The following is a 24,000-nucleotide window of genomic DNA, read 5'->3' as shown; positions in this document are numbered from 1 at the left end:
GTGTGGGTAGAAAAAATACTTACAAATCCTTAATGCCGGACCGAGGGCGCCTAGCGGGCCGTCAGGGTGCCCACGGACACGGTGATGGCGGAGATGGCGCCGGAGCCGTCCAGGACCTGGCTCTTGGTGCCGTCGGCCGTCAGCGTGATGGCCGTGCCCTGGGGCAGCCCCAGGCCGGACTTGAGATCCAGCGCCACGCGGAGCAGCACGCCGTTCTGGGAGGCGGGGGCGGTAGGCGCCTTCTGGGCCACGGTGGCCTGGAGGACGGTGCCCGAGGCCCGGCCCTTCAGGATCGGCGTGCCGGTGCCCAGGGTGAACTGGGTGCCGTTCTGCACCAGGGTCGTGGTGCCGCCACCGGCGGGGACGTCCACCCAGGTGACCTTGGCGGTGTCGGCATTCAGGGTGAGGGTCACACCCGTGGCCGTGCCGGTGGCGGGGCCCACCAGATCCAGCACCAGGTGGCTGCCGCTGGAGAGGGCGGTGTCCTGCTTCAGCAGGTAGGTGCCGGTGGCGGGGTCGGTGTAGGCCAGGCCCGTGGCCGTGGGCGTGGGGGCCGGGGTGCTGCCGCCCCCCCCGCCGCCGCAGGCCAGGAGGCCCGCCAGCAGGAGGGAACCGGGAATCCAGAGGAGGCGCTTCGTCGTCGAGGTCATGGTCGTCTCCATCACAGGCCGCCGAGGAGGAGGGCGAGGTCGCTGTCATCCACGACGCCATCCCCGTTCAGGTCGCAGGTGGCGTTGGCGGTGCCGTAGTACTTGGCGAAGTAGAGCAGGTCCCGCTGGTCCACGGTGCCGTCCCCGTTCAGGTCCAGGGTCTTGACGGTGACGGTGGCGATGCCGGGCGTGGTGCCCGCCCAGGTGCTGGTGGCCGTCACGGTGTAGGTGCCCGGGGTGGTGGGCGCCTTGTAGGCTCCCGTCGAGGAGATGGTGCCGCCGGTGGCGGACCAGGTGACGGTGGCGTCGGGCGCATTCGCCACGGCAGCGGTGAAGGTGAAGGACGCTCCCGCGAGCAGGGTCTTGGTGGCGGGCGAGACCGTCACCGTGACGCTGGCGGGGGTGTAGACCGCCACGGTGGCCGAGGCGGTGGCCGAGGGGGATTCGTTGCTGGCGGCGGTCACGGTGTAGAGGCCCACCGTGGCCGGGGCGGTGTAGGTGGTGGCGGTGCCCGAGGCGGTGCTCGCGGGGCTGAGGCTTCCCCCGCTCGTGGAGACGGTCCAGTTCACCGTGTTGTCGGTCTTGAAGTTGGTCACGGCGGCCGTGAAGGTCGTCGTCCCCGAGGGAGCCACCGTGGCCGTGGCCTTGTCGAGGGCCACCGTGATCCCGGCGGCGGCGGCCTGCAGTTCCCACACGCCGCGGCCGAAGGTGGCGGCGCGGAGGAAGCTGCCGTCAGGGGCGATGTAGAGGTCGCGCACGGCCACCATGGGGAGGCCGGAGCCGAAGCGGGCCCAGTTGCTGCCGCCGTCGATGGAGTAGTAGACGCCGAAGTCCGTGCCCGCGTACACCGTGTTGGCGTTCACGGGATCGGTCACCACCACGTGCACGGGGATGCCGAAGGGGAAGCCGTTGCTGGTGCTGGCGCTGCCGTCGAGGGTGGACCAGCTGGTGCCGCCGTTGGTGCTCTTCCAGAGGTGGTTCTTGGTGGCATCGGGAGCCACGGAGGCCGCGTAGACCGTCTGGGCGTTCGTCCGGTCGAACCAGAGGGAGCTGGTGTAGGACCCGTTGTTCGTGAGGGTGCCGGCCTGGGTCCAGGAGGAGCCGCCGTTGTAGCTCAGGAAGATGCGGCCCTGGTTGGCGGCGATGCCGAGGGCGTTGGGATCGCCGGCGGCCGCGCCGAGGTTGCGGATGTACAGGGCGTTGGCGGGATCGGAGGTCGAGCTCGTGCCCGCGGCCGGCAGCCCCGTCCGGCCCAGGCCCGTCCAGCTGGTGCCGAAATTCGTGCTCTGGTAGACCGTGCCGTTGGTGGCAGTGTAGACGGTGTTGGGGTGGGCCGTGTCGCCCAGGACCAGGCGGGGCTGGAACGGGGCCTTGCTGCTGTTGTTGGTCTCGGTGATGCCGCTGGAGGACGAGGTGAACTGGGACGTCCCGCCGTTGGTGCTCTTGTAGATCTGGGTGTAGTAGATGGAGCCCAGCATCTGGTTGCCGTCGGCGGGATTGACCACCGTGCCGAACCCGTCGCCACCGATCTGGTCCTCGAAGGTGCTGCTGGCCGCGAGGCCGCTGCCGGTGTCCTGGCGGATGCGGGTGCCGTTGTCCTGGAGGCCCAGGCTGATGCGGTACTTGCCGTCCGTGACGTTCGTGGCGGTGGTGGAGCCCACGTTGTAGACCAGGTGCGTGGCGAGGCCCAGGTTCCGCGTGCTGTCCACGAAGGTCAGGTCGGGGTTGGTGGTGGGGATGGTGGTGCGCCAGGGATCCTTGAAGATGGAGAGGCCGCCATCGTTCCCGACGTAGAAGACCCCGCCCTTGGCGGTGATGGTGTGGAAGTCCGCGTGGGAATAGACGTGGCCGCTGCCGTACCAGTGGGTGAGCTGCTGCCAGTTGGCGCCGCCGTTGGTGGAGCGGTACATGGCCAGGTTGGCGCCCATGATGAGCCGGCTCGGGTTCGAGGGATCCACGGCGATGGCCTGGTTGTACCACTCCTGCCCGCCGTCGGTGCTCATGCTGCCGCCGGTGCCCTGGAAGAGCCCGCCGGTCTCCGTGGCCGCGGCCTGCCAGGTCCAGGTGTGGCCCTTGTCCGCGGTCACGAGGACGCCGCGGCCCACCTTTCCGCCCGTGGTGTCCTCCACTTCGGCATAGCCCACGGTGCCGTTGGGCACGGTGGCCAGGGTCATGCGGCCCGGTGTCATGGTCCCGAGGCCGGAGACCGTGGCCTGGGTCCAGCTGGCTCCAGCGTCGGTCGAGTAGTAGAGGCTGCCGGCCCCGTTGCTGTCCTGGGCAGAGCAGACCAGCTCCGTGGCGCTGAAGGCCTGGATGGACCAGGCCCTTCCCGTGGCGGGGCCGCCCGTGACGGGCACGAACGACGTGCCGCCGTTGGAGCTGCGCTTCAGGCCATCGTTGGTTCCCCAGAGCACCACGTTCGCGTCCAGGGCCAGGATCTCGTAAGACCGGGTCTGGGCCCCGATGCCGGTGGAGGCGGTCCAGGTCGTGCCGCCGTCCGTGGACTTGTAGAAGCCCCGGCCCTCGGCATCGAAGGCATCGCCCAGGCCCAGGTAGACGGTCTGCGCACTGGCCGGGCTCAGGGCCAGGGCACCCACCGAGACGTTGCCGCTGGAGCCGCTGTTGGGCAGGCCGTCCGTGATGGGGGTCCAGGTCCAGGCTGTGGCGGCCGCGGGATCGGCGTTGGCGCACTTCCACACGCCGCCGCCGCTGGTGGCCAGGTAGAGGGTGTTGCTGGTGGGGTCCACCGCGATGGCGCTGGGACGGCCGCTGTCATGATCGGGCCAGGTGCTGTTGGTGAGGTTGGCCGTGGGCCCGAGGTTCACCCAGGTGCCGCCCGTCCCCGCGGGGGCCGCGGCGGCCCCGAGGACGGCCGGGAGGAGCTTCGCCCCCGTGGCCTGGGGCATCAGGGCGCCCCAATGCTTCATCTCGCGGGCCGCGAGGCGGTTCTTGTAGTCGAGGTAGTCGGGGCTGAGCTTCCCGCCGAACCACCAGAGGTTCCAGTCCCGGCGGAGATCGGGGCGGTCGGCCTCCTCTCCCTTGAGGGCCGAGTTGTCCCCCCGGGCGGGCAGGTCCCGGCGGAGCCGGACGAGGTCACGGTCCTGGGCCCCCAGCGGGAGCGCCAGGAGAAGCGTCAGGGTGGTGAAGGATCGGCTTGGCGAGAAGCCCATCGGTGGCTCCAGAAAAAAGGCGCCCGGTCATGGCCAGAGGCACCAACCGGACGGGGACGATCCCAAACTATACGTCTGGGCCTTTTCGGGATCTCCTGACAATTCCTTAACCCGTCCCTCGGGGGGATCGAGGGCGTTCATTGACCGTTCCGGCCATGGCTTCTAGGCTCAAAGATTTGGACTCGCCTCCGCCGTGATCGCCCTCCGCCCCGACAACCCCCTGATCGTGCAGAGCGACCGGACGCTTCTGCTGGAGGTGGCCCACCCGGCCTTCGAGCAGGTGCGCGACGAGCTGGCGCGTTTCGCGGAGCTGGTGAAGAGCCCCGAGCACATCCACACCTACCGCATCACCCCCCTGAGCCTCTGGAACGCCTCGGCCTCGGGCGTGGCCTGCCAGGACATGCTGGACACCCTGGAGCGCTGGTCCAAGTACCCCGTGCCCCAGAACCTGCTCCAGGAGATCGAGGACCACGGCACCCGCTACGGCAAGCTCCGCCTCGTGGCCAAGGGCGACCGGCTGGCCCTGGAGATGGACGACCGCGGCCTCTTCTGGGAGCTGGAGAACCAGAAGTCCCTGCAGGGCCTCCTGGCCGAACCCTATCCCGACGAGAAGGGCATCTTCCTGAACAGCGGCATGCGCGGCGAGGTGAAGCTCCAGCTCATCCGGCTGGGGCATCCCGTCCAGGACATGGCCGGCTACAAGCCCGGCGACCCGCTGCCCTTCGAGCTGGCCCCGGCCCTGAAGCAGAGCGGCAAGCCCTTCGGCCTGCGCCACTACCAGAAGGCCGCCGTGGACGTCTTCCATGCCGGCGGCGGGCCGGATGGCGGCGCGGGCGTGCTGGTGCTGCCCTGCGGCGCCGGCAAGACCGTCATCGGCATCGGCTGCATGGAGCGGCTCAAGACCCACACCCTGGTGCTGACGACGAACGGCACCGCGGTGAAGCAGTGGAAGCAGGAGCTGCTGGACAAGACCACCCTGACGGACGACCAGGTGGGCCTCTACACGGGCGACACCAAGGAGATCAAGCCGGTCACCATCGCCACCTACCAGATCCTCACCTACCGCAAGAGCAAGACGGGCCCCTTCGAGCACTTCAAGCTCTTCGAGGCCGCCAACTGGGGCCTGGTGATCTACGACGAGGTGCACATGCTGCCCGCGCCGGTGTTCCGGGCGGTGGCAGAGCTGCAGGCCAAGCGGCGCCTGGGCCTGACCGCGACCCTCGTGCGTGAGGACGGCAAGGAGGAGGACGTCTTCAGCCTGATCGGCCCCAAGCGGGTGGACGTGCCCTGGAAGATGCTCGAGAAGGACGGTTTCATCGCCACGGCCCACTGCCTGGAGATCCGCGTGCCCCTGCCCACGGTGGAACGCATGGAGTACGCCGTGGCGGACCAGCGGCAGCGCTTCCGCATCGCCTCCGAGAACAGCCTCAAGCTGGCCGTGGTGGACGAGCTGCTGGCGGGGCATCCCGGCGACAACGTGCTCATCATCGGCCAGTACCTGGAACAGCTGCGCATCCTGGGCGAGCGGCTGAACGCCCCGGTGCTGACAGGCCAGACGCCGGAGCGGGAACGCGAGGTGCTGTACCGGCAGTTCCGCGAGGGCCAGCTCCGGGTGCTCATCGTGAGCAAGGTGGCCAACTTCGCCATCGACCTGCCGGACGCCTCCGTGGCCATCCAGGTGAGCGGGACCTTCGGGTCGCGGCAGGAGGAGGCCCAGCGTTTGGGCCGCATCCTCCGGCCCAAGGACGACCGGAACGTGAGCTACTTCTATTCCCTCATCAGCCGGGACACCACCGAGCAGGAGTTCGCCCGGAACCGGCAGCTCTTCCTCACGGAGCAGGGCTACCGCTACCTCATCGAGAGCCGGCACTTCAACGAGGCCGGCCAGCTCAGCGAGCCCCTGGTGTGGCGCCAGCTGCTGGCGGAGACCGCCGGCTGACCTCAACGAGGGAGGGGCCGCCTGCTCGCCGCCGGTTCGCGGGGTCCCTCCCCGGGCAGCCCTCGAATCAGAACCGAACGCCGCAGACCAGGGTGACCTCCCGCTGGGGCAGCAGCTCGTCGGTGGTGCTGGGACCCCGGGGGGCGGCCTCGCCCAGCTCGAGGCGGAGGAGGGCGTAGCGGGCGGGTTCGTCCGAGGTCAGCCGGTCGGGCCGGTTGAAGGCCCACGCCCGGACGCCCACGCCGAGCCGCATCCAGACCTGGGGCAGGTGGTTCGTCATCCGCGGGGCTGCGCCCTGGGTGGATTCCAGCCAGGTGTTCCGGAGATCCAGGGCCACGGAGAAGCAGAACCGGTCCTCCATGAACCAGGTCTCCCGCGCCACGCCGAGGGCGGCGCTCTGCGCCCGGAGCTCGGCCTGGGAGCCGTCCGTCCCCCGCGCCTCCCAGCGGGCCGGGGCGGTCCAGGCCACCTCCACCCGCAGGCGGTTCGCGCCGTCCCGGGGCGCCAGCCAGGCGCCGCGCACGCCCCAGGCGGAGGCGGTGCCCTGGTTCCAGTAGGTGGAACTGGTCTGGGTCTGCCAGATCCCCAGCGCCGAGGCCTCCCAGTGCTGGGCGTGGAGGGGCGGCGCAGCCATCCCCCAACCGAGCAGCGGGACGAGGACGGCGGGCAGCGCGCGCATGGGACCCCCTGCGCCAAGGGTGCGCCGCGGAAGGCGGCGCGGCAAGTTCAGGATCGCGGATCGGCCCGGGGCCGCGGGGCCGGGAGGGCCCGGAGCCGGAGGGGGGCGATGGCCCGCGCCGCCCGGCGGCCCCGGACCTGGAGATCCACGATGACCCGGCCGAGGTCCCCGGCCGCGGGCTCCGTCGACGCCAGGATCCGGTAGCGGCCGGCCCCCTCCGGGGCCACGGATTCGGCCTGGATCCGCCTCAGGCCCCGGACCCCCAGAGGGAGCCGACGCGATGCATCCCCGGCGGGACCGCGCCAGACCCGGAATTCAGGGGCCGTGCCCGCCGCCAGCCCCTCCACCGCGACCTCCAGCTCCAGGCGGGGCCGGAAGGGCGCGTCGCCGGGCCTGGGCTCACGGCCGGGGCCGACCAGCAGCTCGGCGGACAGGATCCGCACCTGCGGGGTCGCAGCGCCGAGGCCGGCCGCCAGGAAGAGGAACAGGAGGGAACGCATGGGAACTCCGGGATGTCCGTGAAGCATGGGCCCATTCAGCGGCCCGGACCAGCGGGGTCAGCGGAGCAGGAGGGACCGCAGCCCCAGGTCCAGGGGCCAGGCCAGGAGTGCGGCCAGGAGGCCCGCCACCACGTCGTCCAGCACCACGCCCCAGCCGCCCGGCAGCCGCTGGGCCGCGTCCACCGGCCCGGGCTTCCAGATGTCGAAGAGGCGGAACAGGAGAAAGGGGACCGCCAGCCGGAGGAGCCACGGGCCCCAGGGCTGGGGCCGGAGGGCACCGGCGAAGAGCAGGGGCGTGAGGGCGAACCACTGGCCGGCCCATTCGTCCGCCACGATGTAGCCGGGATCCTTCTCGCCGGTCTCCGCCACCACCCGTCCCGAGGCCCAGATGGCGAGGGCCGTCAGCCCCACGGGGGCCGCCAGGGCTGCGGGGATCGCGATCTGCGGGGGACAGGGCCGCAAGAGCCGGACCAGGACCAGCCAGGCCAGCAGCCCCGCGAGGCTGCCCCAGGTGCCGGGCGCCGGCCGCAGGCGACCGCTGCCGAGGCCGGTGGCGATCCACCAGGCGGGGCGGGGGGCGGGTGCAGGGGCGCGGTCGGGTTCCATGGGCTGATGGTAGGGCACTCCGCCGGCTCCCACCCACCCTGTCGTGACGCTGAGCCTCCCCAGGTCCCGATTCCGCAGGCTGCCCCGCAGCCTGCTCCATCACCCGGGGGGCTCAGACGTGCCTCAGGGCTTCCACAATGCGCAGCCGGGCGGCCTTCAGGCCGGGGAAGAGCGCGCTGATCTGGAGCGTGACCTGCAGGCCCGCGGCCACGGCGACATAGACCAGGGGCACGAAGTGGATGTCCAGCTCGTAGCCGTGGCTGGTGCCGGGGGGCGCGGGCATCTGCAGGTGCAGGGCGTTGAGGCCCGCCCGCAGCAGCAGCGTCGCCGCCAGGCCCAGGGCGCTGCCCAGCAGGCCGAGGAAGGCGCCTTCCCACTGGAGGAGCGACAGCAGCTGCCCGGGCTGGAGGCCCATGGCCCGGAGGACGCCGAACTCCCGGATCCGTTCCATGACGGACATGAGCAGGGTGTTGGCGGTGGCCAGCAGCACCACCAGGAAGAGCACGAGGCCCATGAAGCCGAAGATGGCCACGTACAGCAGCTTCACCTGCCGGTAGAAGGAGGCCAGCTCGAACCAGGGCTTCACCGACGTGTCCGGGAGCCGCCCCTGGAGCCGGGCCAGCTCCCGGGCCGTGTCCCCGGGATGGCGGAGCACGATGGACAGACGGGAACGGGCGGGGCCGGCGTCGAGCAGTTGGGAGGCCGTGGCCAGGCTTACCGTGAGCACCCGGTCGTTCAGCTCCTTCAGCCCCAGGTCCTGGAGGCCGACCACCTCCACGTCCACGGCGTTGAGGGCCCCGTCCCGGGTGGTGGACATGAGGGTGAGCGAACTCCCCACGGAAGCGCCCAGGCTGCGGGCGAGGCCCGTCCCGAGGATGGCCTCCCGCGCGGCGGGATCCGCGGAGAGCCAGCGGGAGCCGGCGCCCCCGGGGGCCTTCGCGCCGTCCTTCAGGGCATCCAGGCAGGCCATGAAGCGGGGCTCGCGGACCGGGTCCACCGCCGTCCCCAGGAACGCCACGCTGCGGGGGCCGCTGGAGAGCAGGCCCATGAACTGGATGCGGGGCAGCACCTCGGCCACGGCGGGATCCTGCCGCAACTTCGCCGCCAGGGCCTCGCCGTCGGGGAGGGCGTGCTCCAGGCTCTGGGCTTCGTCCCCGTCCAGGTTCCCCGCCGGGAGCACCTGGAGGTGGCCCAGGCCGCCGCGGATGGCGGCGTCCGACAGGCCCTGGAAGGTCTGGGCCATGAAGCCCCCGGCCAGGCTGAGGGCCAGGAAGCCGGCCACCACCACCATCAGCGTGAGGGCGGTCCGCCGCCGCTGGCGCAGCAGGTTCCGAAGGGCCAGGCGGGCGAGGATCATGGGGCCCCGGCCAGTCGCCCGTCCACCAGGCGGAAGACCCGGTGGGCCCGGGCGATGACGGCGGGGTCGTGGCTGGCCACGAGGAAGGCGGTGCCGCGCTCCCGGGCCAGGTCGGCCATCAGGTCCATGAGGGGGCCCCCGTGGGCGTGATCCAGGCTGGCGGTGGGCTCGTCCGCCAGCACCAGCAGGGGGTCCGGCGCCAGGGCCCGGGCGATGGCCACCCGCTGCTGCTGGCCCCCGCTGAGCTGGCCGGGGCGGTGGTGCCGCCGGTCCGCCAGGCCCACGCGGTCGAGGGCGGCCTCGGCCCGCTGCCGGGCCTGCGTCTCCGGGAGGCCCTGCAACTGGAGCGGCAGCATGACATTCTCCAGGGCCGACAGCACCGGCACCAGGTTGAAGGCCTGGAAGACGAAGCCCAGCCGGCGCAGGCGCAGGTCGCAGCGATCCCGCTCGTGCAGACTGGACACTTCCTGTCCATCCAGGGTGATGGTGCCCGCATCCGCCCGGTCCAGGAGGCCGGCCAGCTGGAGCAGGGTGGTCTTGCCGCTGCCGCTCGGGCCGGCCAGCACCGCCAGGCAGCCGGCCGGCACGTCCAGCGACACCCCGAACACGCCGGCGCGCTCGCCGCCGAGTTCGTAGGCGCGGGTGATGTCGCGGAGCTCCAGCATCCGCCTAGTCTAGCCCGTTCTCAGAACTGCAAGGCGTAGGCCACTTTCGCGAAGAGGCCCCGCTCCACCATGCGCTCGGTGGGGATCACCGCCAGGGGGTCCCGGTGCCGCTGGCCCGACCAGCCCAGGTAGGCGTTGGTGAAGGCGTTGGGCTGCCAGCCGAGGAAGGCCTTGAGGTACTTGTCCACGCCTTCGAATTCGGAGCCGTCGTAGCGCACCACGAAGGCCTGGGCCTTCAGGTAGAAGAACCGGGGCATCTGGTAGGTGGCCGTGGTGGAGAGCTTGCGGGCCCGCACCAGCCGGAGGCTGTCGGATTCGCGGTCCAGATCGGTCCTCTGGGCGGTGAACTGGTAGCACACGTCGCCGATGGCGCCGTTCGAGGTGAAGCTGGTGGTCCGGAGGCGGGCGGGGGCGCCGGAGGCCAGGTCGATGGTGCGGCCCATGACGCGCCGCAGGAGCAGCTGGGCCCAACCGTACTTCTTCCAGCTCAGCGCCATGTTGATGTTCCGCGTGGCGTTCGATGTGACCTCGTCGTCGGCCCAGGTGCGCCCGGCCACGTCCCAATCCAGGCTCCAGGCCCAGCGTCCGGCGGTCTCCACGTAAGCGCTCAGGCCCACGGCGCGGTCGAAGGGGTGGCCGTCCCACCATTCGAGGTGGCGCCCGCGGAGGCTGGCGTTGGCCTGGGAGAACCGGCCGCCGTTCCAGGTGCCCTGCCACCCGAAGGTTGCGTTCTGCTGCCGGTAGCCCTGGAGGTCCGTGAAGCCCGACACCAGCACCAGCCCAGGGCTGGTGGTCTGGCTGTTGGCGGAGGCGAACCAGTGGCGCGTGTTCCAGTCCAGCTCGGCGTAGGTCGAGGTCCCCCGCTGCGAAAGGGTGGTGCCGTCCGCCTGGGGCAGGCGCGACGTGGCGGCCAGGGCGCTCCCGATGAAGTGGAACTCGGTGCCGAGGTACTGGTCCAGGTAGATGCCGCCGCTCTGGCCCCCGGTGGCGTCGGGACCGCCCTGCAGCCGCTTGTCGGTGCCGAGGAGGGAGAGCCCCGATCCGCGGCCGTCCAGCTCGAACCGCATGGCCGCCGCCGTGTCCCGGGTGGCCATCCCGTCCACGCCTGCGGCCCCGTTGGCGCCGAGGAGGAGCCCGCCGTCCTGGTCCTTGGCGTGGACGACGGTCCAGCTGGCCAGGGAGGCCTGGCCCGAGGCCTTCACGCCGTAGAGGGGGTTCTGGATGGAGCGGCTGAAGAACTGGCGCTGGGCCCCCACGGGACCGAGGAGATCCATGCCCTCCAGGAAGAAGGGGCGGCGCTCCGGGTAGAAGACCTTGAACCGGCTGTTGATCTGGAGCGGGTCCACATCCGCGTCCGCCGTGGCGAAGTCGGGCCGGTAGGTGCCTTCCAGGGTGAGGGCGGTCGTGGCGTAGCGGAGGTCCGCGCCGAGCTGGGTCTTGCTCTGCGCGGGCGCACCGGGATCCGCCTCCAGCGTCTGGGTGCGGTTGAAGGTGGCGAAGGGGATGAGCAGGAAGGGCGATCCCGGCTCCGTCACCGGCGCCCCGGAGACCCGGGCCATCTGGCAGATGTCGCACTGGATGTCCTTGCTCATGCGCGGCCAGGAGATGCCGTAGCGCCGCTCCCGGGGGATGATGCGCAGGAAACGCATGGCCCACTCGCCCGGCATCCGCCGCAGGCTGCTGTAGGGAACGCGCATCTTCACGACGTAGCCGTCCGGCGTCAGCACGCCGGTGGAGTCCCACAGGCAGTCGTAGGAGCTGTTCTCCCCGGTGCTGTCGGTCATGATCTCGTCGATCTGGCCCCCCAGGGGCGTCACGAAGAGACGGATGATGCTCTGGCCCTTGCCGGAAGGATCCAGATCCACCCCCACGAAGTCGAAGTCGCCGCTGTTGGTGTCCCGCATGTGGCGGGCGGCGTGGATCTTGGCCGGGTCGGGATCCTTGGCTTCCACGGCCACGTAGAGGGCATCGGGCCCCCAGCCCACGTGGACGATGGTGGGCCAGCGGTTCTCCCCCTTGTCGTCGGGCATGATCATGCCGAAATCGGTGATCTCCAGGGCGCCCTTCCAGGTGGAGAGGTCCGCATCCCGGGCCATGGACGGCGGCTGGGCCAGCCGGGGGATGGCCAGGTGGGGCGGGTTGGGCGCCTGGGCCGCCAGGACGGGCAGGCAGGCAAGGGCCGGAGCCAGATGGCGCATGAAAGATCCCCGGAGAACGGTTCGGGGAGTCCTACGAGGACCTTCGGAGGGCCGTTTAGCCCTTTTTCGCCCGGAAGGTCCGTTCGTAGGCGGCGGTGCTCGCCTCCAGGCCGCCCTCCTCCACTTCGCCGATGAGGTCGTAGGCGTGGGCTTTCACGATGCGGACCTTCTGGATGGTGTTCACCTGCGGGGCGCCATCCACGAGGAGGACATTGCCGTCGATGTCGGGGGCCTGGCCCTGGTGGCGGCCCTTCACGAGGAGGTCGGTCTCCTCGTGGGCGCCCTCCACCAGCACCTCGAGGACCTGGCCGACCTTCTCCTGGTTCTTCTCCCGGGCGATCTTCTGCTGCAGCTCGAGGATGCGCCGCTTGCGGGCCTCCTTGGTGCGCCCGGGGACCGGATCGCCCAGGGCGTGGGCGGAGGTGCCCTCCTCCGGGCTGTAGGTGAAGACGCCCACGTGGTCGAAGCGGGCCTCCTGCACGAAGGCCTTCAGCTCCTCGAAGGCGGCCTCGTCCTCGCCGGGGAAGCCCACGATGAAGTTCGAGCGGAGGGCGATGCCCGGCACGATGCGGCGCACCTTCTCGACCAGCTTCAGGAACTGGCCGCGGCTCCCGCCCCGGGCCATGGCCTTGAGGATGGCGGCATCGGCGTGCTGGAGGGGCATGTCGAGGTACTTCGCACAGTTGGGCGTCTCGGCCATGGCGTGCAGCAGGCCGTCGGTCAGGCGGTTCGGGTAGGCGTAGTGGATGCGGAACCAGCGGAGTCCCTCCACCTGGCCCAGGGCGCGCACCAGCTTCTCCAGGGCGTCGGGATCACCGAAATCCCGGCCGTAGTCCGTGGTGTCCTGGCCCACGAGGCTGATCTCCAGGACGCCCTGGGCCACGAGGTTGCGGGCCTCGGCCACCACGCTCTCGATGGTGCGGCTGCGCTGGCCGCCCCGCAGCTTCGGGATGACGCAGAAGGCGCAGGCATGGTCGCAGCCCTCGCTGATCTTGAGGTAGGCACTGGCCTTGGGCGTGGTGAGCATCCGCGGACTGGCTTCGGTGTACAGGTAGTCCGGATTGGGGTCGAGCTCGAAGGCCGCGCCGGCGCCGATCACCTCGGCGATCTGCTCGATGTCGCGGGTGCCCAGGCAGGCGTCGATCTCGGGCATCTCGGCCATGAGCTCGTCCCGGTACCGCTCCACGAGGCAGCCGGCCACGATCAGCTTCTCGCAGGCCCCCTCCTGCTTCATGGCGGCGGCCTGGAGGATGGCCTCCACGCTCTCCTGCTTGGCGGCGTCGATGAAGCCGCAGGTGTTCACCACCAGCACCTGGGCCTCCTCGAGGACGGGCGTGATGCTGTAGCCCTTCAGGCGGAGGTGGCCCAGCATGACCTCGGAATCCACGAGGTTCTTGGGGCAGCCCAGGGACATGAATCCGACTTTGGTCAACGCGGCTCCGGACCCCGACCGGGGTGAACCTCATAGATTACCGCGAATGGCCGATGACTTCACCAGTGATAGACTCAACCTCCCCTTCGGATCGCCCATGAAACTCAACCTGCTGGTCGATGGTGCCCTCCATCCGGTGGTCCTCACGGAGGAGGGGGTCACCCTCGGGCGGGGCGACCAGGCCACCATCCGGATCCAGGCCAACGCGGTGAGCCGGGTCCATGCGCGGATCTTCCTCAAGGACGGCGTCCCCTTCGTCCAGGACCTGAAGTCCCTGAACGGAACCCTGCTCAACGGCGTGCCCCTGACGGAACCCGTGGCCCTCCACCAGGGCGATGCGGTGCTGCTGGGCGAGGCCCTCGTGAAGTGGGTGCCGGAGGGCGGCGCGACGGAGGCCCCGCCGGCCGGCCCGAACCCGGCCCAGGCGCCCCGGGGGTCCGCTTCCCGGATCTCCCTGGAGGAGCGGGCCTTCGACGCCTCGGGATCGATCCTGGTGCCCCACGCCAGCCTGAACGAGATGCTGGCCCAGGCCAGTGGCCAGCACCCGGCCGCGGACGCGGCGACCCTGTTCCAGCGCCTGGCGGGCATGGCGGGCACGCTGCTCCGGGCCGCGGGCCTGAGCGAACTGTTGGAATCCGTGATGGGCCTGGTGACCGCCCAGATCCCCTGCCAGCGGGGCTTCATCCTCCTCAAGGACCCGACCGGGGAGCTGGTGCCCGAGCTGGTCTGGGAGGAACAGCCCGGGTCCCAGGCCAATCCCATCAGCCGCACCATCGCCCGCACGGCCATGACGGACCGGGTGGCCATCCTCACCACGGACGCCCGCATGGACCCCCGGTTCAGCGCCGGCGAGAGCATCAAGATCCACGGCATCACCTCGGCCCTCTGCGCCCCGCTCATCGTGGAGGACCAGGCCCTCGGCGTGATCTACCTGGAGACGAGCCTCAGCAAGGGCGGCTTCAAGCGGGAGGACGAGCACCTGCTGAGCGCCATGGCGAACTTCGCCGCCGTGGGCATCCAGCGCGAGCGGGAGGCCAAGTTCCGCCAGCGGCTGGAGCGGTACCACAGCCCCGCCGTGGTGGACCAGATCCTCAAGTCCAGCCAGAGCAAGGAGGCACCGGCCCTGCAGGCCCAGCGCTGCGAGATCAGCGTGCTCTTCGCCGACATCTCCGGCTTCACCCGCATCAGCGAGGGCATGGAGCCGCTCACCCTGGCGGGCATCCTGAACCGCACCTTCGAGGCCCTGACGGACCAGATCTTCGCCCGGGGGGGCACCCTCGACAAGTACATCGGCGACGCGATCATGGCCTTCTTCGGCGCCCCGAATCCCGATGCCGACCACGCCCGGCACGCGGTGGAGGCGGCCGTGGCCATGCAGGAGGTCCTGCGGATCCTCAACGCCGAGCGGCCCGCCGGCTACCCCGAGCTGCGGATGCGCATCGGCATCAACAGCGGCGAGGCCTTCGCGGGCGACATCGGCTGCGAGAAGCGCATGGACTACACCGTGATGGGCAGCACCGTGAACCTGGCCTCGCGCCTGGAGAGCGGCGTGGCCAAGCCGGGCCAGATCGTCGTCGGCCCCCGCACCGCCGAGCTCCTCGACCCGGCCAGGCTGCGCCCGATGGAGGCGTTCGCCCTCAAGAACATCGAGCAGCCCGTGCGGCCCTTCGAGGTGCTCTGGGAGCCGGACGCACCCACCGCGGTGCACGGGCGCGAGTGAACGGGGAAGGTCCCGGCCAGGGGCCGGGACCTTCCGACCGGGAACGGGTTCAGCGCTGGCCGGCGGGCCAGGTGCCGAAGGCCAGGATGGAGATGACCACGATGGGGCCCACCGCGGGAATCAGCCAGAGCAGCGCCATGGCGCCGTTGTAGCCGGCCTTGGTGAAGATCCGCCAGAAGCAGAAGATCGGGAAGGCGATGGCGGCCAGCAGCAGGATCAGCCAGAACACGCAGCCGAAGGCCATGAGGCCCGCAAGGGCGGCGTCGTCGGGACGCGGCTGGAGCATCCCGAGCAGGGGGAGGAGGGTGGGCATCGGTTCACCTCAACGGTAGGGGGGTTGAGGTGATTCTAGGTGAACCGTGCCTTCCGGGCACTATTCTTTGATGAAGTCCTTCCACAGCATCGAGGGCTGGATGCCCGAATTCCGCTGGTACTTGCCGGATTCGTAGCTGTCGTACTCGCCGCTGACGGTGTGGTAGAAGATCTGGCAGATCGCCACGCCGGCGTAGACGCGCACGGGCTGGATGCAGCTGATCTCCAGGGTCCAGTAGCCGCAGAAGCCGATGTCGCCGAAGCCGGCGGTCACGTGCACGAAGAGCCCCAGGCGCCCCACGCTGCTGCGGCCCTCCAGCATAGGCACCATGCCGTGGGTCTCCGTGTATTCCTGGGTGCGGCCGAGGTAGAGGCGGCCGGGCTCCAGGAGCAGCCCTTCCGAGGGGATCTTCAGGAACTCGATGCCGTTGGGCTTCGCCATGTCCAGCTCGCGGTCCGTGTAGACCGCCAGGTCCTCCCCCAGGCGCAGGTTGTAGCTGTTGGGGTTCAGCTGGGCGTCGCTCCAGGGTTCGATGCGGAGCCTTCCCTGGGCGCGGGCCTCGAGGATCTGCCGGCCGGTGAGGATCATGCCGCCTCCCAACGGAAGGCGCCCGCTCGCGCGGGCGCCGGTTCCGGGATGCCTCCCGCCATCAGCGGTCGACCTTGATGACCAGGGACTTGGAGATGATGTCCTGGAGGCCCTTCCGCTCCCCGCCCAGGATCATCAGGTAGGGCAGGCCCAGGAGCACGCCGTTCACCAGGTAGCCCACCATCCGGAGGACGGCGGTGGAAACGTCGATCCGGCCCATGGGGTTGCCTTCGGGGACCACCCGCAGCTTCATCATCTTCTTGCCGGGGCTCGCGCCGAACTTAATCCAGCACCAGGGGATGAAGACCCAGGTGTAGCCGATGGCGGCAGCCAGGTGGAGCAGCCCGATCAGGGCGGACACCAGGCAGGAGGCGGGACCGAGGATGTAGGCGAGGAGCATCTGGAGGACGAGGATGACCACCCAGAGGGCCACCAGGGGGGCGGCGTCGATGAGGACGGCCACCAGGCGGCTGAAGAAGTCGCCGCGCTCGCCCGTGGGCTGGGCGTCGTCGGGCAGGGAGGGCAGGTAGGGGTGGAGGAAGGCCGGCGCGGGATTGGGCTGGGTTCCGGCGTTGGTGAAGTGGCCGAATTCGGGGGCGGTCTTCGGGGTGGCGGGGGGTGGGGCGACCGGCGGGACGGGCGGGGCGGGTTTCGGGGGCGTCGCGACCGGGGGGGTCGGCTCCTGCTGGAGCTCGACCTTGGGTTCCGGCGCCGAGGCGCCGCCGCCGTGGATGGCGGCCAGCTCCGCGGCGGACATGCGGACGGTGCCGAGGGGGGCCGCGGGCACCTCCTCCCGGCTGATGGCGACGGTGGCGTTCTCGGCCCGGGGGTCCTGGAAGGTGAGCTGGACCTGGCCCAGGGTGATGCGGTCCCCGTCCCGCAAGGGGGAGGACTGGACCCGGTTGCCGTTCACCAGGACGCCGTTGCTGCTCTGGAGGTCCTGGATCTCATAGCCGCCGGCCACCTTGCGGACCACGCAGTGGTGGCGGCTGATGCTGGGGTCGGGCAGGCGCAGGGTATTGTCCAGTTCCCGGCCCATGTGGACTTCGTTGTCCACGATCTCGAACTCTCGGACGCCTGCGCTCTCGTGCACCAGCAGCTTGGCCATGGAAACCTCAAGGGAGTGGGGATGGCCGGAAGTGTAGCGCATCCCGGCGGGCCTTTGGCAAGGAGAGGCGGCCCTCGCCGGGCCGCTTCTTTCTTGACGGGGTGCTGTCGACCCGCCAACCTGCGGGTAATCCCGGGTCGGGTGGAGGGGGCATGGTGCTCTTCAATGCAGCCACAAAGGAGCTGACGGCCAAGATCGTCTATTACGGCCCCGGCCTCTGTGGCAAGACCACCAATCTGCAGCACATCTACGACACCCTGCCCCAGGACGGGCGGGGCAAGATGCTGTCCCTGGCCACCCAGACGGATCGCACCCTCTTCTTCGACTTCCTCCCCATCGAACTCGGCACCATCCGCGGCATGAAGACCCGGATCCAGCTCTACACGGTGCCCGGCCAGGTGTTCTACGACGCCACCCGGAAGCTGGTGCTGCGCGGGGCAGATGCGGTGGTGTTCGTGGCCGACTCCCAGGCCCCGGCCCTGGAGAGCAACAAGGAGAGCTTCCAGAACCTCATCACCAACCTGAAGGAGCAGGGGGTCGAGCTCTCGAAGATCCCCCACGTGATCCAGTGGAACAAGCGGGACACGCCCAACGCCCTGCCCGTGGCGGCCCTGGACCAGGAGGTCAACCTCTTCCGGGCGCCCACCTTCGAGGCCTGCGCCATGCGCGGCGAGGGCGTGAAGGAGACCCTGACCGGGGTGGCCCGGCTGGTGCTGAAGCACCTGGCGGAGAAGTACGGCGGCGGCGTGGTGGAGGAGCCCGCCTTCCTGGCGCCCCCGCCCTCCCAGGCCGCCCCCACCCATACCGCGCCCCTGGAGGTGGAGGAGCTCTCCGCCGGGGAGCTGCTGGAGGAGATCGAGGAGATCCCTGCGGAGGCCGCCGCCCAGATCGCCCACACCCCGCCGCCCACCCACATGCCCCACAGCAGCGTGGTCGAGGTCCCCGTGGTCCTGGACCGCAGCCTCTTCAGCGGCGAGGCCCCCGTCGAGATCAAGCTGAAGCTGTATATCAAGTAGGCAGTGGGCAGTAGGCAGTGGCGGGCCGGCTGCAACTGGTGACTGCCGACCGCCTGCTCCTGGGGCACACTGAGGGATTGAGTTCCGAGGCCCCCATGTCCCGCCAGGTTGTCACCCGCTTCGCCCCGTCGCCCACGGGCATGCTCCACATCGGGGGTGTCCGGACGGCCCTGTTCTGCTGGCTCTACGCCCGCAAGCACGGAGGCCGCTTCATCCTGCGCGTGGAGGATACCGACCTCTCCCGCAGCACGGACGACAACATCCGGATCATCGAGGAGGGCATGGCCTGGTGCGGCCTGGACTGGGACGAGGGCCCGGTCGTGGGCGATCCGAGCCGGTGGAAGGGACCCCACGGGCCCTACCGCCAGATGCAGCGCATGGACCTCTACCGGGCGAAGATCCAGGAGCTGCTGGACAAGGGGTTGGCCTACCGCTGCCGCTGCTCCAAGGAGGCCCTGGACGCCCGCCGGAAGGCCGTGGAGGAGGCCGGCAAGGTCTTCCAGTACAACCGGGGCCTGGATGCCGGGAGGGGCTGCGCCGAGGCCCACCACGATGCCAGCCAGCCGGCCGCCATCCGTTTCCGCATGCCCGTGGACGGCGACATCGTGGTGGCCGACCTCATCAAGGGTGAGACCCGCTTCCCCGCGGAGAGCCTGGATGACTGGATCATCGCCCGCACCGGCGAGGCCCCGGGCGAGATCGGCGTGCCCACCTACAACTTCTGCGTGGTGGTGGACGACACCCACATGGAGGTGACCCACGTCATCCGCGGGGACGATCACCTCAACAACACGCCGAAGCAGATCCCCCTTTTCGAGGCCTTCGGCTACGACCTGCCGGCCTTCGCCCACGTGCCCATGATCCTGGGGGCGGACGGCGCCAAGCTCAGCAAGCGCCATGGCGCCACCAGCATCACCGAGTACCAGGCCATGGGCCTGCTGCCCTCCGCGGTGCGCCTGGCCCTGGCCAGGCTCTCCTGGACCCCGAAGATCGACGGCCGGGCCGTGGAGAGCGCCGAGGAGGAGCTGCTCACGGACGCCCAGATGATCCAGCTCTTCGACCTGGCGGACTGCCAGAAGAGCGCCGCCCGCTTCGACATGGACAAGCTCCAGTGGATGAACCAGAAGCTCATCCAGCGGGCCTCCTGGCAGGAGCTGGAACCCCACCTGCGCCCCTTCCTGCCAGAAGCCTGGGCCGCGAAGCCCGAGGACTTCAAGCGCGCCGCCATCCAGGCCACCCAGAAGGGCAAGTCGCTGGTGGAGATGGCTGAGGCCCTGCGCTTCGCCTTCGAGCGGCCCGCCGCCTTCGACGAGAAGGCCGTGGAGAAGTTCATGACCCCGGCCGTCCGGCCCGCCCTCGCCGAGGTGCGCGCCCTGGCCGACTACACCCACGAGGGCCTGGAGGCCGGCTTCAACGCCATCCTCGAGCGCCACGGCCTCAAGACCAAGGACCTGGCCCAGGCCCTCCGCGTGGCCCTCTGCGGCCGGCCCGTCAGTCCCGGCATCTTCGACACCCTCCTGCTCGTGGGCCGGGCGGAGGTGGCGGCGCGCCTGGAGAAGTGGATCTGATGGACCTCCAGGAGTTCACCCAGCTCACCCTGGCGGTCCTGGAGGACCAGGGCACCGCCGCCTACGCCCCCACGATCATCGCCGGGGACGCGGTGCAGGTGATCCAGGGCATCCCAACGGAGATCGACGACCGGGAGGCCCTCCAGGAGATGGTGCTGCGCCTGGGCCTGGAGCAGTCCGACTTCTTCTTCGGCGTGCGCTCCGGCCCCGGCGAGGTCACCACCGGCTTCCATACCCTGGCCGGGACGCGGTTCCAGTGCATCTCCCAGCTCCACCAGGGGTTCCTGGTGTCCGATCTCGCGGACTGCCCCTGGTGGACCCTGGATGGGGGGCGGGACCAGTAGCCCTTCCTCTCCGGGCGGGCGGGGCCGGCGTGAGCATTTCGGGGGACCCCGTCGCCCGGGTATCTTGGAAGGTTCCAGCCTGAGAGCCCCCATGCCCGCCGAACCCCCGATCCCCGAACCCAAGAGCCTCCACTTCATCGAGGAGATCGTCGAGGCGGACCTCGCCTCGGGCAAGCACGGAGGGCGGGTGCTCACGCGGTTCCCGCCGGAGCCCAACGGCTACCTTCACATCGGGCATGCCAAGAGCATCTGCCTGAACTTCGGGCTGGCCGCGAAGTACGGCGGCGCCACGAACCTGCGTTTCGACGACACCAACCCGGTGAAGGAGGACGTGGAGTACGTGGATTCCATCCGCGAGGATGTCCGCTGGTTGGGTTTCGGCTGGAAGGGCGAGCACTACGCCTCGGACTACTTCCAGTTCCTCTACGACTACGCCGAGTACCTCGTCCAGCAGGGCAAGGCCTACGTCTGCGACCTTTCCGAGGCGGAGATCCGCGAGTACCGGGGCAACTTCCACGTGCCCGGGAAGGCGAGCCCGTACCGGGACCGCGCCCCGGAGGAGAACCTCGACCTCTTCCGCCGCATGAAGGCCGGCGAGTTCCCGGACGGCTCCAAGGTGCTGCGGGCGAAGATCGACATGGCCAGCGGCAACATGAACCTGCGCGACCCGCTGATGTACCGCATCCGCCGGGCCCACCACCACCGCACGGGCGACGCCTGGCTCATCTACCCCATGTACGACTACGCCCACGGGGTGTCCGACGCGATCGAGACCATCACCCACTCCATCTGCACCCTGGAATTCGAGGATCACCGGCCGCTCTACGACTGGTTCCTGGAGCAGGACGTGGAGGGCCGGTTCTTCCAGAGGCCCCTGCCTCGCCAGATCGAGTTCGCCCGCCTGAACCTCACCTACACCGTGATGAGCAAGCGCCGCCTGCTGCTCCTGGTGCAGGAGGGCCACGTGAAGGCCTGGGACGACCCGCGCATGCCCACCATCAGCGGCCTGCGCCGCCGGGGCTACACGCCCGAGAGCGTGCGGGCCTTCGCCGAGCGCGTGGGCGTCGCCAAGCGCGACACCGTCATCGACGTGGGGCTCCTGGAGTTCGCCATCCGCGAGGACCTGGAGAGGAAGGCGCCCCGGGCCATGGCGGTGCTGCGGCCCCTCCGGCTGGTGATCGAGAACATGGCCGAGGGCGAGGTCCACTGGCTGACCCTGCCCAACCACCCGGACGATCCCGCCTTCGGGACGCGGCAGGTGCCCTTCGCCCGCGAGGTGCTCATCGAGCGGGACGACTTCCGGGAGGAGGCCCCCAAGAAGTGGTTCCGCCTTGCGCCCGGTGCCGAAGTGCGGCTCAAGGGCGCCTGCCTGGTGCGCTGCACGGAGGTCGTGCGCGATGCGGCCGGCGAGGTCGTGGAGCTGCGCTGCACCTGGGATCCCGCCTCCCTGGGCGGGGACGCGCCGGATGGCCGGAAGGTGAAGGGCACCCTCCACTGGGTGTCCGCCGCACATGCGGTCCCCGCCGAGGTGCGTCTCTACGATCGCCTGTTCACGGCCGAGGACCCCATGGACGTCCCCGAGGGCGGCGACTGGCGGGACACCCTGAACCCCGACTCCCTGGAGGTCCTGGCCGGGGCCCGGGTGGAGCCGTCCCTGGCCGAGGTCGCCCCTGGCACGCGCGTCCAGTTCGAGCGCCTGGGCTACTTCTGCGCCGATCCCGACGGCCGGCCGGGGGCGCCCGTGTTCAACCGGACGGTCGGGTTGAAGGACAGCTGGGCGAAGCTCGAGGCCAAGGGCTGACCGGCAGTCCGCCTGGTTTCTCCCAGGCCCGTGGAAACCTGCGGGCCCCCGGGACTGTGACCCAGGTCGCAAGGCGCCGGACCCGGTTCTTTCCCTTCGTGTCGGGAGGGCGGGGGCTCTGGTAGGCTCGAAGGGTTGGGCGTCCCCGCGGGAGGCCCTGCCGGGAAGCCGCCCATGGACACGCTCGCGAGCCTGCTGCACACCTCACCCGCCATCGCCTGGATGGGGGTGAAGATCGTCATCGTCTTCAGCGCAGTCATGCTCCTGGCCTCGGTCTGGACGTGGGTGGAGCGCCGGGGGGCGGCCATGATCCAGGACCGCATCGGCCCCAACCGGGCCGCCCTCTTCGGGAAGATCCGGATCCTCGGCCTGGCCCAGCTCCTCGCCGACGGCATCAAGTTCTTCTTCAAGGAGGACCTGGAGCCGACCGACGCCAACAAGGGCCTCTTCTGGCTTGCGCCCTTCCTGGCCTTCGTGCCCGCCATGATGGGTTTCGCCATCATCCCCTTCGGCCGGGATTTCACGAGCGGGGGCCATGTCTACCATCTGTCCGTGCTGGATCCCGGCAACGGCATGGGGATGCTCTACCCCCTGGCCATCGGCGGCCTCGCGGTCTACGGCGTGCTGGTGGCGGCCTGGTCCAGCAACAACAAGTGGTCCATCCTCGGCGGCATGCGGTCGTCCGCGACCATGGTGAGCTACGAGATCGGCATGAGCCTGGCGGTGGTCTCCCTCTTCATGACCACCGGCGGCTACGATCCCTCGGAGATCATCGCGGCCCAGGGCCATCTCCCCTGGCACTGGAACGTCGTCCCGCAGTTCCTCGGCTTCATCGTCTTCTTCACCTGCATGTTCGCGGAGACGAACCGGCTCCCCTTCGACTTCGCCGAGGGCGAGAGCGAGATCGTGGCCGGCTTCAACACCGAATACGGCAGCATGAAGTTCAGCCTCCTGGCCCTGGCCGAGTACGCGCACCTGATGACGGCCTCGGCCCTGGTGGCCACCCTCTACTTCGGCGGCTGGCAGGTGCCCTTCGTGGCCCACCCCTCCGTGGGGCTCTCCATCCTCAGCTTCCTGATCAAGATGCTGTTCTTCGCCTGGGTGTTCGTGTGGATCCGCTGGACGCTGCCGCGGTTCCGCTACGACCAGCTGATGCACCTGGGCTGGAAGGCCATGCTGCCGCTGTCCATGCTGAACCTGATTGTCCATGCCTGGCTCATGAGCCACGGTCGCTGAGGAGAGGGACATGGGTGTCGTCGTCAAGAAGGTCGAGCTGAGCTGGCTGGACCGCACCTACGTCTGGCCCGTGATGAAGGGCATGGGGATCACCTTCAGGCACTTCATCAAGCAGCTCTTCACGCCCACGTCCAAGCGCTACACGATCCAGTACCCGGACATGAAGAAGCAGATGCCGGCGGGCTACCGGGGCCTGCACGAGCTCAAGCGCTTCGAGGACGGGGCCATCAAGTGCGTGGCCTGCTTCATGTGCGCCGAGGCCTGCCCGGCGCGCTGCATCAGCATCGAGGCGGAGGAGTTCAGCAACCTGAACTTCACCCAGGGCTTCGAGGAGAAGCGTCCCCAGGTCTTCAAGATCGACATGCTGCGCTGCATCTACTGCGGCATGTGCGAGGAGGCCTGCCCCAAGGACGCCATCTGGCTCCGCAACGACTACGAAGTGGCCGCCTATGACCGCCTGTCCATGCAGTTCGGCAAGTGGGACCTGATGAACACCTACGCCGAGGCCGACGGCAAGGAGCGGATCTCCGAGGATCCGATCCCCTCCGTGCCGCGCCGCGCCATCGCGATGTAAGGAGCGACCATGTTCCTGGCCTTTGCCCTCATCACGCTCCTGGGCGCCCTGGGGATGCTGCTGCAGAAGAACATCATCGTGGCGGGGCTCTTCATGGTCGCCGCCTTCTTCGGCATCGCCGGCCTCTTCGTCCTCCTGGCCAACCCCGTCGCGGCGGCCCTCCAGCTCATCGTCTACAGCGGCGCCATCATGGTGCTGGTGCTTTTTGTCATCATGATGCTCAGCAGCCACGAGGAGGAGGCCGCCCAGGCCAGCCATCCGATCCAGCGCTGGCTGTCCCTCCTGCTCGCCCTGGCCCTGGCCGCGGGGGGCGTGAAGCTGGTGATGGCCTCCAAGGGCGTGCAGATGCTGGCCTCGCGCGGCGCGGCCGTACCCCCGGCGGTGACCCTCCAGGGGGTCGGGGCGGTGCTCTTCGAGGGCCATCTCCTGGGGTTCGAGGTGGCGGGCCTCATGCTGCTGGCGGCCATGGTGGGCGCCGTGGCGCTGACGAAAAGGAATCTGTGATGAGCTCACCACGGATGCCTCACTGCAGCATC

The 24,000-nt window shown here is 69.9% G+C and carries 20 protein-coding genes and 1 pseudogene; 9 read left to right on the top strand and 12 right to left on the bottom strand.

The genetic code is table 11. The annotated features are described in order from the left end of the window. Positions 1-50: 50 nt before the first annotated feature. Positions 51-650, bottom strand: a complete 600-nt coding sequence (locus QSJ33_RS05065) for a hypothetical protein (protein WP_285723474.1) — start codon at positions 648-650, stop codon at positions 51-53. An 11-nt stretch (positions 651-661) separates the two neighbouring features. Beyond that, positions 662-3,820: a dockerin type I domain-containing protein gene (locus QSJ33_RS05060; RefSeq protein ID WP_285723473.1), complete on the bottom strand. Its 3,159-nt coding sequence runs from the start codon at positions 3,818-3,820 to the stop codon at positions 662-664. A 193-nt stretch (positions 3,821-4,013) separates the two neighbouring features. Here QSJ33_RS05060 and QSJ33_RS05055 point away from each other — a divergent pair, with 193 nt between their 5' ends. Beyond that, entirely contained in the window at positions 4,014-5,759 is a 1,746-nt protein-coding gene (locus QSJ33_RS05055; RefSeq protein ID WP_285723472.1) for a DNA repair helicase XPB, read from the top strand. Positions 5,760-5,826: 67 nt separating this feature from the next. Here QSJ33_RS05055 and QSJ33_RS05050 read toward each other — a convergent pair whose 3' ends face one another. From QSJ33_RS05050 to rimO, 7 genes are all read right to left on the bottom strand, one after another. Next, on the bottom strand, positions 5,827-6,438 hold the full coding sequence (locus QSJ33_RS05050; RefSeq protein ID WP_285723471.1) for a hypothetical protein: 612 nt from the start codon (positions 6,436-6,438) through the stop codon (positions 5,827-5,829). Between the two features lie 47 nt (positions 6,439-6,485). Beyond that, on the bottom strand, positions 6,486-6,938 hold the full coding sequence (locus tag QSJ33_RS05045) for a hypothetical protein (protein ID WP_285723470.1): 453 nt from the start codon (positions 6,936-6,938) through the stop codon (positions 6,486-6,488). Positions 6,939-6,995: 57 nt separating this feature from the next. Next, positions 6,996-7,562: a phosphatidylglycerophosphatase A family protein gene (locus tag QSJ33_RS05040; RefSeq protein ID WP_285723469.1), complete on the bottom strand. Its 567-nt coding sequence runs from the start codon at positions 7,560-7,562 to the stop codon at positions 6,996-6,998. A gap of 94 nt (positions 7,563-7,656) precedes the next feature. Further along, complete coding sequence (locus tag QSJ33_RS05035; protein WP_285723468.1) at positions 7,657-8,901, bottom strand: ABC transporter permease; 1,245 nt, start codon at positions 8,899-8,901, stop codon at positions 7,657-7,659. Beyond that, positions 8,898-9,566, bottom strand: a complete 669-nt coding sequence (locus QSJ33_RS05030; protein WP_285723467.1) for an ABC transporter ATP-binding protein — start codon at positions 9,564-9,566, stop codon at positions 8,898-8,900. The genes QSJ33_RS05035 and QSJ33_RS05030 overlap by 4 nt, the downstream gene beginning before the upstream one ends. A gap of 20 nt (positions 9,567-9,586) precedes the next feature. Further along, positions 9,587-11,764 (bottom strand): DUF5916 domain-containing protein, encoded by a 2,178-nt coding sequence (locus QSJ33_RS05025; RefSeq protein WP_285723466.1) that lies wholly within the window; start codon positions 11,762-11,764, stop codon positions 9,587-9,589. A 55-nt stretch (positions 11,765-11,819) separates the two neighbouring features. Then, positions 11,820-13,196 carry a 30S ribosomal protein S12 methylthiotransferase RimO gene (gene rimO / locus QSJ33_RS05020; protein ID WP_285723465.1) on the bottom strand — a complete coding sequence of 459 codons (1,377 nt, stop codon included), beginning with the start codon at positions 13,194-13,196 and terminating at the stop codon, positions 11,820-11,822. A gap of 97 nt (positions 13,197-13,293) precedes the next feature. Between rimO and QSJ33_RS05015 the strand changes: the two genes are divergently transcribed. Beyond that, positions 13,294-14,916: an adenylate/guanylate cyclase domain-containing protein gene (locus QSJ33_RS05015; protein WP_285723464.1), complete on the top strand. Its 1,623-nt coding sequence runs from the start codon at positions 13,294-13,296 to the stop codon at positions 14,914-14,916. 49 nt (positions 14,917-14,965) lie between these two features. On the opposite strand, the gene QSJ33_RS05010 is transcribed toward QSJ33_RS05015, so the two are convergent. From QSJ33_RS05010 to QSJ33_RS05000, 3 genes are all read right to left on the bottom strand, one after another. Continuing rightward, positions 14,966-15,229 carry a hypothetical protein gene (locus QSJ33_RS05010; protein ID WP_285723463.1) on the bottom strand — a complete coding sequence of 88 codons (264 nt, stop codon included), beginning with the start codon at positions 15,227-15,229 and terminating at the stop codon, positions 14,966-14,968. A gap of 60 nt (positions 15,230-15,289) precedes the next feature. Continuing rightward, positions 15,290-15,817 carry a dCTP deaminase gene (gene dcd, locus QSJ33_RS05005; RefSeq protein ID WP_285723462.1) on the bottom strand — a complete coding sequence of 176 codons (528 nt, stop codon included), beginning with the start codon at positions 15,815-15,817 and terminating at the stop codon, positions 15,290-15,292. Between the two features lie 61 nt (positions 15,818-15,878). Next, the gene (locus QSJ33_RS05000; RefSeq protein WP_285723461.1) at positions 15,879-16,925 is read right to left on the bottom strand and encodes an FHA domain-containing protein; all 1,047 of its coding nucleotides are present in this window, start codon (positions 16,923-16,925) and stop codon (positions 15,879-15,881) included. A 152-nt stretch (positions 16,926-17,077) separates the two neighbouring features. On the opposite strand from QSJ33_RS05000, the pseudogene QSJ33_RS04995 reads away from it, so the two are divergent. The 7 genes and pseudogenes from QSJ33_RS04995 to QSJ33_RS04965 form a co-directional block, all read left to right on the top strand. Further along, a pseudogene (locus tag QSJ33_RS04995) lies at positions 17,078-17,650 on the top strand (GTP-binding protein); the annotation flags it as partial. Positions 17,651-18,036: 386 nt separating this feature from the next. Further along, positions 18,037-19,509 (top strand): glutamate--tRNA ligase, encoded by a 1,473-nt coding sequence (gene gltX / locus QSJ33_RS04990; RefSeq protein ID WP_285723459.1) that lies wholly within the window; start codon positions 18,037-18,039, stop codon positions 19,507-19,509. Further along, positions 19,500-19,853 (top strand): hypothetical protein, encoded by a 354-nt coding sequence (locus QSJ33_RS04985; RefSeq protein WP_285723458.1) that lies wholly within the window; start codon positions 19,500-19,502, stop codon positions 19,851-19,853. Before gltX ends, QSJ33_RS04985 begins: the two co-directional genes overlap by 10 nt. A gap of 91 nt (positions 19,854-19,944) precedes the next feature. Beyond that, a complete protein-coding gene (locus tag QSJ33_RS04980) occupies positions 19,945-21,654 on the top strand; it encodes a glutamine--tRNA ligase/YqeY domain fusion protein (protein ID WP_285723457.1) in 1,710 nt (569 codons plus the stop codon). 174 nt (positions 21,655-21,828) lie between these two features. Beyond that, entirely contained in the window at positions 21,829-22,890 is a 1,062-nt protein-coding gene (gene nuoH / locus QSJ33_RS04975; RefSeq protein WP_285723456.1) for an NADH-quinone oxidoreductase subunit NuoH, read from the top strand. 10 nt (positions 22,891-22,900) lie between these two features. Continuing rightward, complete coding sequence (locus tag QSJ33_RS04970; RefSeq protein ID WP_285723455.1) at positions 22,901-23,464, top strand: NuoI/complex I 23 kDa subunit family protein; 564 nt, start codon at positions 22,901-22,903, stop codon at positions 23,462-23,464. Between the two features lie 9 nt (positions 23,465-23,473). After that, a complete protein-coding gene (locus QSJ33_RS04965; RefSeq protein WP_285723454.1) occupies positions 23,474-23,968 on the top strand; it encodes an NADH-quinone oxidoreductase subunit J family protein in 495 nt (164 codons plus the stop codon). Positions 23,969-24,000: the final 32 nt, after the last annotated feature.

Origin of the sequence: Geothrix rubra (assembly GCF_030268065.1) — a bacterium.
GTDB classification, from domain to species: domain Bacteria; phylum Acidobacteriota; class Holophagae; order Holophagales; family Holophagaceae; genus Geothrix; species Geothrix rubra.
The sequence above is the reverse complement of the archived record's forward strand: the minus strand, read 5'-3'. Positions and strand labels throughout refer to the sequence as shown.